This is a genomic window from Streptomyces durhamensis (assembly GCF_000725475.1).
GTDB classification, from domain to species: domain Bacteria; phylum Actinomycetota; class Actinomycetes; order Streptomycetales; family Streptomycetaceae; genus Streptomyces; species Streptomyces filipinensis.
In genome coordinates this window covers 115,892-131,211 of record NZ_JNXR01000029.1, presented here as the reverse complement: position 1 = coordinate 131,211, position 15,320 = coordinate 115,892, and the positions used below count along the sequence as shown (strand labels likewise).

Here is a 15,320-nt window from a genome sequence, read left to right as displayed (position 1 = left end):
GGGGCGGGGTGTGCGCAGGGGGCTGGGGCGGGGCAAGGGGGAGTGGGCCGGGGTGCGGAGGGCGGCGCGGGGATGAACCTCAAATGTTGCTCTGAACCCGGCTCCCAGGGGATTCGGGTGCGGGTGCCGGGGCCATACCCCCGTCATTCGAGGGAGGGGTGGCACCGTGCGGCGACTGGGGACGGGGATCGGCTGGCGGCCGGAGATCGCGGACGCCGTGGAGCGCATGCCGGGCATCGACTGGGTGGAGGTCGTGGCGGAGAACGTCTGCCCCGGTCACCTTCCCGCCTCGCTGGTGCGGCTGCGCGAGCGCGGGGTGACGGTGATCCCGCACGGCGTCTCCCTCGGCCTGGGCGGCGCCGAGGCCCCCGACGCGGGCCGGCTGACGGCGCTCGCCGAGCGGGCGGAGGCGCTGGGCGCGCCGCTGGTCACCGAGCACATCGCGTTCGTGCGGGCGGGCGGTCCGCTCACCGCGTCGCCGCGCCTGGAGGCCGGGCACCTGCTGCCGGTGCCGCGCACCAGGGACGCCCTGGACGTGCTCTGCGAGAACGTCCGCATCGCCCAGGACGCCCTGCCCGTACCGCTGGCCCTGGAGAACATCGCCGCGGTCTTCTCCTGGCCGGGCGAGGAGCTGACCGAGGGGCAGTTCCTGTCCGAGCTGGTCGAGCGCACCGGCGTACGGCTGCTGATCGATGTGGCCAATCTGCACACCAACCACGTCAACCGGGGCGAGGACCCGGCCGAGGCGCTGGCCGCGCTGCCCGTGGAGGCGATCGCCTACGTCCATGTCGCGGGCGGCTTCGAGCGCGACGGCGTCTGGCACGACAGCCACGCCCACCCCGTGCCGCGCCCGGTGCTCGACATCCTGACCGGCCTCGCCTCCCGCACCGCTCCGCCCGGCGTCCTGCTGGAACGGGACGAGAACTTTCCGGAACCGGCCGAGCTGGAGCGCGAGCTGGCCGTGATCCGGGAGGCGGTGACGGCCGGACGCGGGCGTGCGCAGGGGAGTTCGGGGGGCGCCGTCGCCGGCTCGGCGGGCGGAAGTGTCGCGGTGCTGGCGCGGCCGGTGGTCGGTGCGCGGGAGCGGGTCGGTGTCGCCCAGGCCGCCGTGCTGTCCGCACTGGTGGCCGGGACGCCGGTGCCCGAGGGGTTCGACCGGGTGCGGATGGGGGTGCAGGCGCGGGCGCTCGCGGCGAAGCGGGCGGATGTGGTGGCGAAGGTGGCGCCCGAACTGCCGGTGATTCTCGGCGACGCGTACCGGGCAGCGTTCCTGGAGTACGCGCGCGTACGGCCGATGGGTGCGGGGTACCGGCGGGACGCGCTGGACTTCGCCGGGCATCTGCTGCGGGCCGGACGGCCGGAGGACGCGGGGGTCCGGCGGGCGCTGCGGGAGTGGTGGCTGGACCGGGCGGGCCCGGCACCGAGGCCCGCCCGACGCATGGCCCGGCTGGCCCGAAGGGCGCTGCACCGGAACCCGGCCTGAGCACCGCGCGGCCGTCGGAACCGCAGCTTCCCCAGGGGCGCGGGGAACTGCGCGACCAGCCTGCGCGACCAGCCACAACGCACCCGAGGCCGCCCACACCCCACAACCCCGCGCCCCTTCGCCCATCCCACCCCGCCTCGCAGCCGCCAACGCGCCGCCGACTCCCCGTGCCGCTCCTCGCGCGGCTCCTCGCGTCGGCTCCCCGCGCCGGCGGCCCTAGCGCAGCACGGGGTGGTCGGCGACGACCGTGCAGCTGCCCGGTGCGATCTCCGTGAAGCCCGCGTCCCGCACCACCGGCAGTCCGCCGCCGGTCAGCCGCGGCCAGTCGGCGGGGTCGGCCGTGCGGACGGCCAGGGCGAAACCCGCGTCCCGCCAGGCGGCGCGCTCCGCGCCGGACAGCGCCCACCAGGCCAGCTGGGCGCCGTGCCCGGCCTGGGCCATCGCCTTCCCGGCCGACATCTCCAGCCCGGGGTTCAGCCACAGCACGGGCTGCGCCGGGTCGGCCCCGGCAGGCGGCTCGGGGTCGTCGAGCTCGGTGCCCGACACCTGGAGCTTCGCCAGGTCCTTGGGCCAGCCGTCGAGCGGGATCGGCGGGAAGACCCGTACCTGCGCCGACTTGCCGGTCACCGTGATCCCGGGCAGCGCCTCGGCCCGCCGCCACTCCGCGCCCCGGGCCCGCCGGACGACCTTGCGGATCCGCGCGTCCTCCCAGTTCCGCACGGCCCCGGCCCATTCGCCCTCGCCGTGTGCCCGCTCGACCCCGAGCAGCGCCAGCACGGCCCGGGCGGCCGTCTCCAGCGCATCGGTGCGTGCGGGCGGGGCAGCCCGCTCGATCCGCGCGACGAGGGGCAGCACGAACTGGGGCGCCTCGTCACGGGGGCTCTGCTCGGAGTGGAAGGGGCCGTCACCGGGGGACGTCGAAACAGGGGTCACATCAGCCCACCCTAAGGGGGCGCGGGACAGCGTCGGTTCCCGGCTCCCGCCGCGTGGGCGGGACCAACCAGTACGACCCCGCGGCCGCTGATCGCAGCACCGCCCAGGCGGGACCGACACAATGCACCCATGCAACGTGATCTACGACTGGCCGGCGTGGGCCGCCGCTACGGCCTGCGCGGCACCTGGGTGTTAAGAGGCGTCGACCTCACCGTCGCGCCCGGCACCCTGACCCGTATAGAGGGGGCGAACGGCACCGGCAAGTCCACCCTGCTGCGCCTGCTCGCCGGGCTCGACGCGCCCAGCGAGGGCCGCATCACCGGCCGCCCGCGCACCGCCTACGTCCCCGAACGCTTCCCGTCCGCGCTCCCCTTCACCGCCCTCGGCTATCTCACCCACCTCGGCACCGTCCACGGCCTGAGCGGGGGGACAGCCGCACGCGCCGCGGGCACGTGGCTGGAGCGGTTCGGCGCCCTCGCCTACGCCGGTACGCCCATGGCGCAGCTGTCCAAGGGCAGCAGCCAGAAGGTCGCGGTCGCCCAGGCCCTGCTCGGCGAGCCGGAGCTGCTGGTGCTCGACGAGGCCTGGACCGGCCTGGACACGGCGGCGCGGGCCGAGCTGGAGCGCGCGGTGGCCGAGCGGACGGCCGCCGGGGGCGCCGTGGTGTTCGTGGACCACGACCCGCGCCGGCTGGCCGGGGTACCGGACGCGACGTACACCGTGCTCGACGGCCGTCTCGCACACCGCACGCACGAGGGGAGCCCTCCGGCCGGGCCGCTCACCGTCGTCACCGTACGGGGGCCGGCCGGCGGGCGGCTGCCGGCCGAGGCGGCGCGGGCCGTGGCCTTTGCCGAGGAGACCACGGCCGGTGTCCACCGCCTCGCCGTCCCCGCCTCCCGCTCCGACGTCCTGCTGCGCGCCCTGCTCACGGCCCGCCCGCCCTGGCACGTCATGAGCGTCACACCGCCCCCCGACCTCGCACCCTCCCCCGACCTCGCACCGTCCACCGACCTCGCACCGCCCACCGACCCGGGAAGCCGCCCATGACCGCACTCCTGCGCTACCAGGCCGACCTGCTGGTGCGCTCCCAGCGCTGGCTGCCGCCGGTGATCCTGTACGTCGCGTTCCTCGGCATCGGCGTGCAGAGCGGCCAGCCCGTCCTCGACTCGCTCGGATACACGGCCGCCGGCCTGCTCCCGGTGGCCGCGTGGCTGGTGCGGATCTGTGTCACCGGTGAGCCGGACGCGGCCCGCGCCTGTGTCGCCGCCGCACGCGGCCCGGCCCGCGCGCACCTCGCCTGTCTGCTGACGGCGCTGCTCGCGTCGGTGGCCCTCGGGGTGGTGGCGACCGTGGTGGTGACGCTCATCAGCGATCCGGCGAGCAACGGTCACCGGGTCCATGTGTCCCCGCTGCGGGCGGCCGCGGCCGGGCTGCCGGCCACGCTCGTCTGCGCGCTGCTCGGCGCGGCCGTCGGCGCGCTCAGCAACCGGCCGCTGCTGCGCTCCACCGGCCGTGCCGTGCCCGCGATGCTGCTGGGCGCGCTGCTGGCGGTGGTGGCCACCGGTTCTCCGGCACAGGCCGCGGTCCACGGCCTGGTCACCGGTTCGCAGACCGGCCGGGCGCCGGTGCCGCTGCTGCCGCTGGCCGGGGCCGCCCTGCTCACGGCGGCGGCCTTCGCCGTGGCCGCCCGGCTCAGCGCCCGCCGCTCACCCTGAGCAGGCGGTGCGCTGTGCCTCCTGCCACTCGCACCGCGGGCAGAGCGTGATGCCTCGGTACGACGCCGGGTACTCCGTCGGCTCCCGGCACAGCACGCACTCGGCGTACGGCGGACCGTCAGCCTTCGGCGGCCGGGCGGCGTCGACGATCGTGCAGTGGTCCTCGTCGCTCATGCCCCCAGCCTAGGGCGGTCACCGATGGCCGGACGTCTCGCCGATCAGCTCGGAGACCTTCACGAACCGGTAGCCGCGCTTGCGCAGTTCCGGTACGACGGCGCGGACGACCCGCTCGGTGGTCGGGGCCGCGCTGCGGGTGCAGTGCATGACGACCACCGAGCCGGGCTTCACCCCGTCCAGCACCTGCCGGGTGACGGCGTCGGCGTCCGTGGCGAACGCGTCGCCGCTCACCACGTCCCACTGCACCGCGGTCACCCCGAGCCCGCTCAGCGCGCGCAGCGCCCGCTGGTCGTAACAGCCGCCGGGGAAGCGGAAGTACGGCAGCGCGTGCGGCACGCCCGCGTTGTGCAGGGAGGCGTACGCCCGCTCCACGTCCGAGCGCATCTTGCCGGGGTCGACGGTGGGCAGGCCGTAGCAGTCGCTGGTGAACGCGTAGTGGCTGTAGGAGTGGTTGGCGACCTCGAACTGCGGGTCGTGGCCGAGGCTGCGGGCCTCGGTCGGGTACTCGTCGGCCCACCGGCCGGTCATGAAGATCGTCGCCGGCACCTTCAGCCTGCGCAGGGTGCCGATGAGATCCGGGTTGTCGAAGTGTTCGCCGGCGGCGGCGCGAGGCCCCTGGTCGGCGGTCATGTCGGCGTCGAAGGTCAGCGCGACGGTCTTGCCCAGCGTGCGCGGGCCGTGTGCGAAGACCGGGGTCAGGCCGCCGGGACCCGGCGTGAGCACGGGTGGACGCGAGGCGGGGACGGGGGACTTGGCCGGGGTCTGGCGGACGCTGCCCGCCGGGTCCCCGGTACCGCAGGCGGCGAGAGCCGCGCCCAGGGCACAGACGACGGTGATACTGCGTAGCTGTGGGATCACGGTATGAAAATATGACTAACTGACGACTTGTGTGATTATTTGTCCTGCGGTGGGGTGACGGAGGTCCCCCGCGCGGCGGGCGTCGGCCCCGCACAGCCTCGGAGGCCCCGCGCCGTCTCAGAGGTCCCGCTGCTCCAGCGGCCGGACCGCCGGGCCCTGGAGCACCGTGCCGTCGACGGCGAAGCGCGAGCCGTGGCAGGGGCATTCCCAGGCGCGTTCGGCCCGGTTGAAGGAGACCAGACAGCCGAGGTGGGTGCAGCGCGCCGAGACCGCGTGCAGCACGCCCTCGTCGTCCCGGTGCACCGCGAGCCGGCCGCCCTCCGCCCGGACCACCGCCCCGTCGCCGGGGGCCAGACCGTCCACCGGGGCCGGCGGTTTCAGGCGGTCGCCGACGAAGTGCCGGGCCACCTCCGCCTGTGTCCTCAGCAGCGACGGCGCTTCCCGCACCACCGACTTCAGCCGGCGCGGGTCGTACAGCCCGTGCCAGGCGCAGTCCCGGCCCGTGATCAGCGCGGTGAGCAGCAGCCCGGCCATGATCCCGCCGCTCAGCCCCCAGCCCCCGAAGCCGGTGGCGACCCAGGTGTGCCGGGCGCCCGGGTGGAAGGGGCCGACCAGCGGCACGGTGTCCGTGGAGTCGTTGTCCTGGGTCGCCCAGGCGTGGTCCAGGGCCACCCCGGGGAAGTGCTCCTCGGCCCAGGCGGCGAGCCCCTCGAAGCCGGCCCGCGCATCACCGGTGCCGGGCGTGAAGTGCTCCCCGGTGACGACGAGGAGGCGCTGCCCGTCCGTGCCGTAGGGCGCGGTGCGCACCGAGCGGGTGTTCTCCTCCGGCGTGATGTACATGCCCTGCGGATCCGGGGCCTCGCCCAGCGGACCCGCCACGACCAGCTCGCGGCGCGGGGAGAGCCGGGCGAACAGCAGCGCCCGGTCGAACACCGGGTAGTGGGTGGCGATCACGACGTCCCGGGCGGTGACCGTGTGGCCCGCCCCGGTCGTCAGCCGGCAGGGGTCCCCGCCCTCCTGCAGTCGCACGACCCGTGTGCCCTCGTAGAGCCGGCCACCGCGCGCGACGAGGTCGGCGGTGATCGCCCGCAGGTACTTGACCGGGTGGAACTGGGCCTGCCCGGTCACCCGGACCGCGCCCGCCACCGGGAACGGCAGCCCGGTCTCCGTGGTGAACGAGGCCGGCAGCCCCGCCTCCCGCGCCGCCTTCGCCTCCGCCCGCACCTCGTCCACGCGCCCCCGGTCGCGCACATACGTGTACGCGTCCCGTGTCTCCCACTCGCAGTCGATGCCGAGCTCGGACACCAGCGCCGCCGCGTGCTCGATCGCCTCCGACTGCGAGCGGCCGTACAGCCGGGCGCCCTCGGGGCCGCGGGTGCGCAGCAGCCGGTCGTAGACGAGGGTGTGCTGTGCGGTCAGCTTGGCCGTGGTGCAGCCGGTGACCCCGGCCGCCGCGCGCCCGGCCTCCAGCACCGCCACCCGCAGCCCGGCCCGGGTCAGTTCGTGGGCGGTGCTCAGTCCGGCGATGCCCGCGCCGACGACGGCCACGTCGACGTCCAGGTCCTCCGTCAGGGCAGGCCGGGGCGGCTCCGGCGCGGTCTGGAGCCAGTACGAGCCGGTGACCTGCCGTTGTTCCTGCATGGCCGCCGGGTACCCACCCGCGGCTCCTTCAGTGATCGCCCCCGGGCGTGGTGCGCACCGGTCCCGAACGAGCTGAGGGCGTGGTGGCCCCACACGCACCCGCGCGTGAGGTCACCACGCCCGTCCCCTGCCGGCGGTGGGCGTGCGGGCCGGCCCACCGGACGTCCGGCCCGCCGCCGCTTCCCGCCTGAGGGGGTCCTGGACCGGCCGCCTAGCCGGCCTTGTTGCTGCAGCCCATGGTCGAGCCCACATGGGTCTGCTGGGCACCCGGGTCGCCTTCGCCGTTGAGCGCGTTGCCCAGCAGGCCGTTGAGGATGCCGACCTCGCCGAGCAGGTCGAGGTTCAGGTCGTGGTCCTTGCAGTTGGAGCTCTGCATGATGTGGCCGCCGTGGCCGTCGGCGTGGGCCGTGCCGGCGGTGACGAGCCCGACGGTGCTGACGGCCGCGAGGAGCACGGCAGCCTTGCGAAGTCTGTGCATGTCATCTCCATGACGTGAGGGTGGATGCGGTCTGCAACGGGGCAACCCCTTACAGTCACGGAGATTATGTGAAAATAGCCCAAAACGGACGGCGACGCGCCGATGTGTCCGAGAGGTCAGCCGTCCTTCGACAGCCGCTCCCGGCACTCCGCCACGTCGAAGTCGCCCTGCGGGTACTGCGGGTCCAGTTCCCGCAGGTGCTCCAGCAGCAGGCGGCTGATCGCCCAGTTCCGGTACCACTTGTGGTCCGCCGGCACCAGGTACCAGGGCGCGTACGGCGCCGCGCAGCGCTCCAGGGCCAGCTCGTACGCCTCCTGGTAGGCGGGCCACCGGGCACGCTCGTCGATGTCGCCGGGAGCGAACTTCCAGTGCTTGTCCGGGCGGTCGAGGCGGCGCAGCAGCCGGCGCCGCTGCTCCTCGTAGGACAGGTGCAGGAAGCACTTGATCACGGTCACGCCGTCCTCGGCGAGAGAGCGTTCGAAGTCGTTGATGAGGCCGTAACGGCTGCCGATCTCGGCGGGCCGGGCCAGATGCCGTACCCGGGCGATGAGGACGTCCTCGTAGTGCGAGCGGTCGAAGATGCCGATCTCGCCCGGCCGGGGCAGCGCCGCGCGCACCCGCCACAGGAAGTCGTGCCGCCGCTCCTCCTCGGTCGGCGCCTTGAACGCCTGGATCCGGCAGCCGGACGGGTTGAGATGGCCGATGACATGCTTGACCGTGCCCCCCTTGCCGCTGGTGTCCATGCCCTGGAGCACCAGCAGCACCCGCCGCCGGTCCCCTGCCGTGCCCGCCGCCCACAACCGCTCCTGGAGGTTCGCCAGGTGCTTGCCCAGCCGGGCGCTGTCGGCGAGCCCGGCCCTCTTGCCGCCGGGGGCACCGGGCGTGGCCGCGGCGTCATGCCCGGCGAGTACGACGGGCTCGCCGGGCGGCAGGCGCAGCGCCTCCCGGAGTGCCTTTCCGCTCTTCTTCGACACGGCCGTCCCTTCCACCGGATCCCTAGATGGTGCGCCCGGGCCCGCGGACTCCGCCAGCCGTGGCGCGTTCCACCGGGGCGCGGGCTGTACGGCGGTGCGGCTCGGCCGCGCGAGCGCGACCAGCCAGGGGGAGACGTACCCGCACGACGGCCCGTGACGGCCGAAGTCGCGGAGCGCTCAGCGGGAGTAACGCCCCGTCAGCGTCCCGGCAGCCAGCATGCGGCCGGACACGGCGCGCATCAGGTCGGCGGGGGAGGCGTCCGGGGCCAGGGAGAGGCGGTGGTCGAGCGCGTAGACCGTGAGGACGTAGTGGTGCGGGCGGTCGCCGTGCGGCGGGCAGGGGCCGCCGTAGCCGGTCTTCCGGAAGTCGTTTCGGCCTTCGGTCGCCCCCCGCGGCCGCTCACCGGCGGACAGCCGCCGGGTGTGCGGGTCGATGTCCCACACCAGCCAGTGCGTGAACGGGCCCCGCGGGGCGTCGGGGTCCCGCAGGAGCAGGGCCAGCGACGCCGTGCCCGCGGGCACGGAGGCGAGCGCCAGCGGAGGCGAGACGTCGGCGCCGTCACAGGTGTGCCGGCGCGGGATGGTGCCCTCGTCGCCGTAGGCCGTGCTGGTGACGGTCAGCCGGCGGGGGGTGCTGTGGGAGGGGATGGTGGCCGGTCCGCCACCGTTCCCGCAACCCGTCACGACGGCCATCGCGGCCACGGCGATCACCCAGCTCCTGCGCATGGGCGCACGCTAGCCGGAGCGGAGCTCTCCGTCACCGTTCGACGCGAGCTGCTGCGGCTGGTTGCCCCGCTCCAGGAAGTGCAGCAGCTCCACCGGGATGGGCAGGACCAGTGTGGAGTTCTTCTCGGCCGACACCGCCATCACCGTCTGCAGCAGCCGCAGCTGGAGTGCGGCGGGAGTGTCGGCCATCTGCTGGGCGGCCTCGGCCAGCTTCTTGGAGGCCTGGTACTCGGCGTCCGCGTTGATGATCCGGGCGCGGCGTTCCCGGTCGGCCTCGGCCTGGCGGGCCATGGACCGCTTCATCGTGTCCGGCAGCGACACGTCCTTGATCTCCACCCGGTCCACCTGGACGCCCCAGCCCACGGCCGGACTGTCGATCATCAGCTCCAGGCCCTGGTTGAGTTTCTCGCGGTTGGAGAGCAGGTCGTCCAGGTCGCTCTTGCCGATGATCGACCTCAGGGACGTCTGGGCCATCTGCGAGACCGCGAACTTGTAGTCCTCCACCTTCACCAGCGCGCTCTCCGCGTCGACCACCCGGAAGTAGACGACCGCGTCCACGCGCACCGTGACGTTGTCGCGGGTGATGCCCTCCTGGGCGGGGATCGGCATCGTCACGATCTGCATGTTGACCTTCTGCAGCCGGTCCACGAAGGGGATGATCAGCGTCAGGCCCGGCGGCCGTACGTCCTCCATGACGCGCCCGAGCCGGAACAGCACACCCCGTTCGTACTGCTTGACCACGCGGGCCGCCATGGCCAGGTACACCACGCCGGCACCGCCGGCCGCGGCGAGCGCCCCCAGCAGCTCCTGGAGCATGATGACCTCCTCACCGAGAGGTCCGTTACGTCTGCTGCTGCAACGATATGCCCGCACCGGGCAGCCGGGCCATGGCCTGGCGTGCCAGGGGCCGGGCCCCCGGCACGCCCGCACGGGGCCTCAGCCCGCTGTTGCCGGCACCGTCAGCCGCACCGGCTCCGTGCCCGCCGCGCTGTGCCGTTCGGCCCAGTTCTCCAGGGCCGTACGGCAGGCGTGGTCCAGGTGGTGCAGGCCGGCCAGGTCGAGGCGGACCGGGCGGTCCTGGGGCAGCGACTCCAGGCTGTCCATGATCTTCGGCAGCCGCAGGAAGGTCGCGTTGCCGGACAGATACCCGTCGACCGGACCCGCACCCTTGTCGACGACCTCCAGCTTGACCTGCGAGGACTCCCAGGCGGTCTTGACCACGGCCAGCGCGAGACCGATCAGCACGCCCTCGAACATGCTGACCGCCACGATCGAGACCGCCGTGACGGACAGCACCAGCGCCTCGCCCCGGTGCTCGCGCCACAGCACGGCCAGCGCCCGGACCGGGACCAGCTTGGCGCCGGAGTAGATCAGGATGCCCGCGAGCGCCGGGATCGGGATGTGGGCGAGCACGCCGGGCAGCAGCGCCGCGAACAGCAGCAGCCACACGCCGTGCAGCACACGGGAGGCCTTCGTACGGGCACCGGCCTGGACGTTGGCCGCGCTGCGCACGATCACCGCGGTCATCGGCAGCGCGCCCAGCAGCCCGCACACCGTGTTGCCGGCGCCCTGGGCGACCAGTTCCCTGTCGTACTCGGTGCGCGGTCCCGAGTGCAGCCGGTCCACGGCCGCCGCGCTGAACAGCGACTCGGCGGACGCGATCAGCGTGAAGGCGACGATCGTGCCGAGCATCCCGACGCCCGCCAGCTCCCCGAAGGCGCTGAGCGGCGGCGGCTGGACCGAGCCGAGCAGGCCCTGCACCTCGACCATGGCCACCGGCAGGTCCAGTGCGAACGCGGCCACCGTGGCGAGGCCGACCGCGGCCAGCGGGCCGGGCAGCGTACGCACCTTCGCGGGGAGGTGCTTCCACAGCGGCAGCACCGCGACCGTGCCCGCGCACAGCGCGAGCGAGGCCACCGCCGTGCCGTCGCCGAGGGCGTCCAGGAACGCCCCGGGCAGTCCGGCGATCTTGGCCAGGCCGGAGCCGGGAGCCTTGGCCGCCAGCGCCGGGTACAACTGCCCGGCGATGAGTACCAGCCCGATGCCGGCCAGCATCCCCTCGACGACGGAGACCGAGATGGCGCGGAAGTAGCGGCCCAGCCTCAGCAGCCCCATGCCGACCTGGAGGAGGCCGGTGGCGAGGACGATCGCGCCGAGCGCCGGCAGCCCGAACTCCTTGACCGCCTCGAAGACGAGCACGGTCATACCGGCCGCCGGCCCCGACACCTGCAGACTGCTGCCGCGCATCAGTCCGGTGACGAGGCCGCCCACGATGCCGGTGACCAGGCCGAGTTCGGCCGGGACCCCGGAGGCGACGGCCACGCCGACGCACAGCGGCAGCGCGACCAGGAAGACGACCAGGGAGGCGGCGAAGTCCTGCCGCAGGTGGGGGAACCTGGCTATGAGTGTGGTGTTCTTACTGGTCATCGGCGCGCTCACAGGGACTCGAAGGTGTCGGTCTGCGGGCGGTGCGTCCGTACGGTGCCGGTGTGCACCTCGTAGTACCAGGCGTGCAGCCCCAGTTGCCCCGCCGCGAGCCTGCGCTCGACGCACGGGTACGAGCGCAGTCGCAGCAACTGGGTCAGGACGTGGGCCTGTACGCCCTCGGCGACCTCCGGATCCTCGGCCGCGCCGGCCGGGCGCGGAGTGGCGTGCGCGAGCCAGTCGCGCACGGCGGGTACGGCGGTCAGGTCGTCGCCGCGGACCAGCGCGCCTACGGCACCGCAGTGCGAGTGCCCGCAGACGACGATGTCGCGGACGCCGAGCACCTCCACGGCGTACTCGATGGTGGCGGCCTCGCTCGTGGGGTGCTGCGAGGTGTGGGGCGGCACGATGTTGCCCGCGGTGCGCAGCTCGAACAGCTCGCCGGGGCGGGCGCCCGTGATCAGGGCCGGGACGACCCGGGAATCGGAGCAGGTGATGAACAGCACCTGCGGGGACTGGCCTTCGGCGAGCTTGGCGAACTCCTCAGGGCGCTGTCCGAAGGTACGGGCGTTGTCGATGAGGGGCTGCATGACGATGAGTTCCTCCTGGCGCGCCTGCACGGGCGCGTCGGACTCGAACGACGGTTTGTGGGGGTGTGAACAGGGCGCCTGCCTGTCAGCAGCGGAAGACCTGGAGCGCTGCCGGGGTGAGGGCTCTGGGGGTTCTCGCGGCGCGGTGGTACGGCGCGCCGGGTGCGTCCGGGGCGTCGGCGCCGGACGCACGGCCGGTTATCAGCGCAGGCTGCTGGGCCCAGCCGGAGGCCGAGCCGCGCTGCCGGTCGCGCAGGTGAGGGGCGCTCAGGGGGGCACCCGAACGGTTCGGGGTACGGACCGAGTCCTTCTCCTCGTGCACCGGCGGTGCGGAGGACGGAATTCCGGACTCAGCCTTGGCCTGTGCCTGACTGAGCGTGTGCGCGGGTGCGAACGTTCCCGCGGGAGCGAAGAGCTGGAGCGCGAGCAGGAGCACGGCGATGAGGGGGAAGCGGGTCCGGGCCGTCGTACCTCGGAACATGCGCCCCCCTTCGCTCGCCTCGCGCGTCTTGTCCAGACCAAGTCTTGGTCAATGGATGGTCAAGAAGCAGATTAACCCTGCAAAGACCTTTGCAGGGTTAACAGCGCGTTACGAACGCAAGAGAGCGTGAAAAGTGCCGGTCGCGTGGCGCGATCTGGCTCTTGACTACGAGCCGACGAGACCCTTCGCGTCGCGGGCCAGCGCGGTGAGCCGGGATATCGCGCGGAAGTACTTCTTCCGGTAGCCGCCGTTCAGCATCTCCTCGCTGAACAGCTTGTCGAACGGCAGGCCCGAGGCCAGCACCGGGACCTCGCGGTCGTAGAGCCGGTCCGCGAGCACCACGAGCCGCAGCGCGGTCGACTGGTCCGGCACCGGCCGCACATCGGTGAGGCACACCGCCTTCAGGTCGTCGGTCAGCGCGCCGTACCTGCTCGGGTGGACCTTGGCCAGGTGCTCCAGCAGATGCGGGAAGTCGTCGAGCGAGGCGCCGGCGGTGGCGTAGGCCGCCTTCGTCACCTCTTCGTCGGTGAACGGCTTCGGCGCCTCGGGCAGACCGCGGTGGCGGTAGTCCTCGCCGTCGATGCGCAGGGTGCGGAAGCGGGCGGAGAGGCCCTGGATCTCGCGCAGGAAGTCGGCGGCGGCGAACCGGCCCTCGCCCAGCTTGCCCGGCAGCGTGTTGGAGGTGGCCGCCAGTGCCACGCCCGCGTCCACCAGCTTGCCGAGCAGCGTCGACACGAGCACCGTGTCGCCCGGGTCGTCCAGCTCGAACTCGTCGATGCACAGCAGGCGGTGGCCGGAGAGGGTCTGCACGGTCTGCTGGAAGCCGAGGGCGCCGACCAGGTTGGTCAGCTCCACGAAGGTGCCGAACGCCTTGAGCGCGGGCTCGGCCGGGGTCGCGTGCCACAGGGACGCGAGCAGATGGGTCTTGCCGACGCCGTAGCCGCCGTCCAGGTAGACCCCGCGCGGGCCGGCGGGTGCCTTGGGCGCCTTGGCCCTGCCGAAGCCGAGGAAGCCGCGCCGGCCGGCGCCGGAGGCGTGCGCCCCGCCGAGCCCGGCCGCGAAGCCTTCCAGTATCTGCACGGCCTCGGTCTGGCTGGGCTGGTTCGGGTCCGGTATGTACGTCGAGAAGCGCACCGAGTCGAAGCGCGGCGGCGGCACCATCTCGGCGACCAGCCGGTCCGCGGGGACGTGCGGCTCACGCGTGCACAGCGAGAGGGGGCCCGCTTCGGTCAGAGGGCTGGATCCGGGGGCGGTGGTGGAGGACGACACGGTCATCCATGCTAAGCGCCGTGTCACACTGCACGACATGCGACGCCTGTTCCCTGTGACCGACGAAACAGCAGCCCAGGCCTTCGGCGGGAGCGCCGAGGGTGAGGGGGTGAGGCGGGCGCCCGGGGCCCGAGCGGCGGATGTGCCGGGCACGCACGGCGGCAGCGCGCTGGTCGACCGTGAGTGGAGCCTCGCCGAGCTGGCCGCCGCCTATGCCTACCCCGAGCCCGTCGCAGGTGCCCCGCGGCCGTGGCTGCGGGCCAACATGGTCTCCTCGCTCGACGGCGCCGCTCAGCACGACGGGCGCTCCCAGCCCATCTCCAGCGCCGCCGACATGCGGATCTTCGGCACACTGCGGGCGCTCGCGGACGTGATCGTGGTGGGCGCGGAAACGGTACGTCAGGAGGGGTACCGTCCGGCACGCGCGCGTGCCGAGTTCGCCGACGGCCGCAAGGCCGCCGGACAGGCCCCGGCCCCGGTGATCGCGGTGGTCAGCGCGAGCCTGGAGCTGGACTTCTCGCTCCCGTTGTTCACCGCGCCCCTGGTGCCCACGCTGGTCCTGACCGGAGCCGCGGCCGCCGCGGACCGCGTCGCCGCAGCCGAGAAGGCGGGCGCCAAGGTGGTGATCGCCGGCGAGGGCACGGGCGTCGAGCCCGCGCGCGCCGTGGCCGCCCTGGCCGGCCTCGGCCACACCCGGCTGCTCACCGAGGGCGGTCCCCGGCTGCTCGGCCAGCTGATCGCCGACGAGGTGCTGGACGAGCTGTGCCTGACCGTCTCGCCCATGCTCACCGCGGGCGACGCCCAGCGCATCGCCGGGGGGCCGTCGGTCGAGGTGCCGCACCGGTTCGAACTCGCGTCCCTCCTGGAGGAGGCCGGATTCCTGTTCGGTCGATACCGTCGGTCCTGAATCGGCGGAATCTCCCGTTCCGTTTAGCCTCCGGAGGGCACACTTAGTCCGGCACGACCCGTGCGATCGCGGGGCAGGATGGTTTCGGCAGGGGCCTGGTCGGGGCCCACGGAGGAGAAGAGGCGTTTGGTGTTCACAAGCGTTCTGATGATCGAGAAGGCCTTGACGGCCGCCGACGTGGAGTTCGTCACCACCTTGCACGGAGACGAGCCGGTCGTGTTCCACGTGCTCCTCCAGCCGCGCGGCGACCAGGCGGACCGTCTGCTGCGGGCCATCGACGACATCGCGCTTGGCGAACTGGACGAGGCGGTCCGCGAACGCGAGACCCCGGAGGGAGCGGAGGCGAAGAGCGTCGGCCGGCAGGCACTCGACGTGTCCCTGCGGGCGTTGCGCTCCGCGGGGAGCCGGGCCGAGGGGCGGCTGGTCGAGGACCACCCGCTGGACGCGCTGAAGTCGCTCGTCGCGGAGGTGGACGCGGACGAGGTGATCGTTCTGACCGATCCGCACTACGTGGAGGAGTTCTTCCACCGGGACTGGGCTTCGCGGGCCCGGCACAAGGTGGGGGTGCCGGTGCTGAAGCTGTTCTCGCACAGCGAGGCGTAGCCGGCCCGCCGGACCGGCCCGGCGGCGCCGTCCGGGATGCGGTGCGGCCCGGGGCGCGGGT

At 73.6% G+C, this 15,320-nt stretch carries 17 protein-coding genes; 5 read left to right on the top strand and 12 right to left on the bottom strand.

What is annotated here, in order from left to right:
* Window positions 1-166 precede the first annotated feature (166 nt).
* Window positions 167-1,483: an MbnB/TglH/ChrH family RiPP precursor modification enzyme gene (locus IO33_RS0133885; RefSeq protein ID WP_031172199.1), complete on the top strand. Its 1,317-nt coding sequence runs from the start codon at window positions 167-169 to the stop codon at window positions 1,481-1,483.
* A 216-nt stretch (window positions 1,484-1,699) separates the two neighbouring features.
* Here the strand turns inward: IO33_RS0133885 and IO33_RS0133880 are convergent, their stop codons facing one another.
* Entirely contained in the window at window positions 1,700-2,416 is a 717-nt protein-coding gene (locus tag IO33_RS0133880; protein WP_031172197.1) for an aminoacyl-tRNA hydrolase, read from the bottom strand.
* A gap of 129 nt (window positions 2,417-2,545) precedes the next feature.
* On the opposite strand from IO33_RS0133880, the gene IO33_RS0133875 reads away from it, so the two are divergent.
* Both IO33_RS0133875 and IO33_RS0133870 read left to right on the top strand, forming a co-directional pair.
* Window positions 2,546-3,463 carry an ABC transporter ATP-binding protein gene (locus tag IO33_RS0133875; RefSeq protein WP_051927120.1) on the top strand — a complete coding sequence of 306 codons (918 nt, stop codon included), beginning with the start codon at window positions 2,546-2,548 and terminating at the stop codon, window positions 3,461-3,463.
* Window positions 3,460-4,131, top strand: coding sequence for a hypothetical protein (locus IO33_RS0133870; protein ID WP_031172193.1), 672 nt, complete (start codon window positions 3,460-3,462; stop codon window positions 4,129-4,131). Before IO33_RS0133875 ends, IO33_RS0133870 begins: the two co-directional genes overlap by 4 nt.
* On the opposite strand, the gene IO33_RS0133865 is transcribed toward IO33_RS0133870, so the two are convergent.
* From IO33_RS0133865 to zapE, 11 genes are all read right to left on the bottom strand, one after another.
* A complete protein-coding gene (locus IO33_RS0133865) occupies window positions 4,123-4,305 on the bottom strand; it encodes a hypothetical protein (protein WP_031172191.1) in 183 nt (60 codons plus the stop codon). The two genes, IO33_RS0133870 and IO33_RS0133865, sit on opposite strands and share 9 nt — an antisense overlap.
* Window positions 4,306-4,323: 18 nt before the next feature.
* On the bottom strand, window positions 4,324-5,166 hold the full coding sequence (locus IO33_RS0133860) for a polysaccharide deacetylase family protein (protein ID WP_031172189.1): 843 nt from the start codon (window positions 5,164-5,166) through the stop codon (window positions 4,324-4,326).
* Window positions 5,167-5,283: 117 nt separating this feature from the next.
* Window positions 5,284-6,807 (bottom strand): FAD-dependent oxidoreductase, encoded by a 1,524-nt coding sequence (locus IO33_RS0133855; RefSeq protein WP_031172186.1) that lies wholly within the window; start codon window positions 6,805-6,807, stop codon window positions 5,284-5,286.
* 211 nt (window positions 6,808-7,018) lie between these two features.
* The gene (locus tag IO33_RS0133850) at window positions 7,019-7,285 is read right to left on the bottom strand and encodes a hypothetical protein (RefSeq protein ID WP_031172184.1); all 267 of its coding nucleotides are present in this window, start codon (window positions 7,283-7,285) and stop codon (window positions 7,019-7,021) included.
* Between the two features lie 116 nt (window positions 7,286-7,401).
* Window positions 7,402-8,259, bottom strand: a complete 858-nt coding sequence (locus IO33_RS0133845) for a PPK2 family polyphosphate kinase (protein WP_051927119.1) — start codon at window positions 8,257-8,259, stop codon at window positions 7,402-7,404.
* A 177-nt stretch (window positions 8,260-8,436) separates the two neighbouring features.
* Window positions 8,437-8,985: a YbhB/YbcL family Raf kinase inhibitor-like protein gene (locus tag IO33_RS0133840; RefSeq protein ID WP_031172179.1), complete on the bottom strand. Its 549-nt coding sequence runs from the start codon at window positions 8,983-8,985 to the stop codon at window positions 8,437-8,439.
* 9 nt (window positions 8,986-8,994) lie between these two features.
* Complete coding sequence (locus IO33_RS0133835; RefSeq protein WP_031172177.1) at window positions 8,995-9,801, bottom strand: slipin family protein; 807 nt, start codon at window positions 9,799-9,801, stop codon at window positions 8,995-8,997.
* Window positions 9,802-9,921: 120 nt separating this feature from the next.
* Window positions 9,922-11,412, bottom strand: coding sequence for a SulP family inorganic anion transporter (locus tag IO33_RS0133830; RefSeq protein WP_031172175.1), 1,491 nt, complete (start codon window positions 11,410-11,412; stop codon window positions 9,922-9,924).
* Between the two features lie 8 nt (window positions 11,413-11,420).
* Window positions 11,421-11,999 carry a carbonic anhydrase gene (locus tag IO33_RS0133825; RefSeq protein WP_031172172.1) on the bottom strand — a complete coding sequence of 193 codons (579 nt, stop codon included), beginning with the start codon at window positions 11,997-11,999 and terminating at the stop codon, window positions 11,421-11,423.
* 85 nt (window positions 12,000-12,084) lie between these two features.
* Window positions 12,085-12,480: a hypothetical protein gene (locus IO33_RS0133820; protein WP_031172170.1), complete on the bottom strand. Its 396-nt coding sequence runs from the start codon at window positions 12,478-12,480 to the stop codon at window positions 12,085-12,087.
* Between the two features lie 165 nt (window positions 12,481-12,645).
* The gene (gene zapE, locus IO33_RS0133815; RefSeq protein ID WP_031172169.1) at window positions 12,646-13,749 is read right to left on the bottom strand and encodes a cell division protein ZapE; all 1,104 of its coding nucleotides are present in this window, start codon (window positions 13,747-13,749) and stop codon (window positions 12,646-12,648) included.
* 37 nt (window positions 13,750-13,786) lie between these two features.
* Here zapE and IO33_RS0133810 point away from each other — a divergent pair, with 37 nt between their 5' ends.
* Window positions 13,787-14,656: a pyrimidine reductase family protein gene (locus tag IO33_RS0133810; RefSeq protein WP_031172168.1), complete on the top strand. Its 870-nt coding sequence runs from the start codon at window positions 13,787-13,789 to the stop codon at window positions 14,654-14,656.
* Window positions 14,657-14,785: 129 nt separating this feature from the next.
* Window positions 14,786-15,259: a hypothetical protein gene (locus tag IO33_RS0133805; RefSeq protein WP_031172166.1), complete on the top strand. Its 474-nt coding sequence runs from the start codon at window positions 14,786-14,788 to the stop codon at window positions 15,257-15,259.
* The last annotated feature ends 61 nt before the right edge of the window (window positions 15,260-15,320 follow it).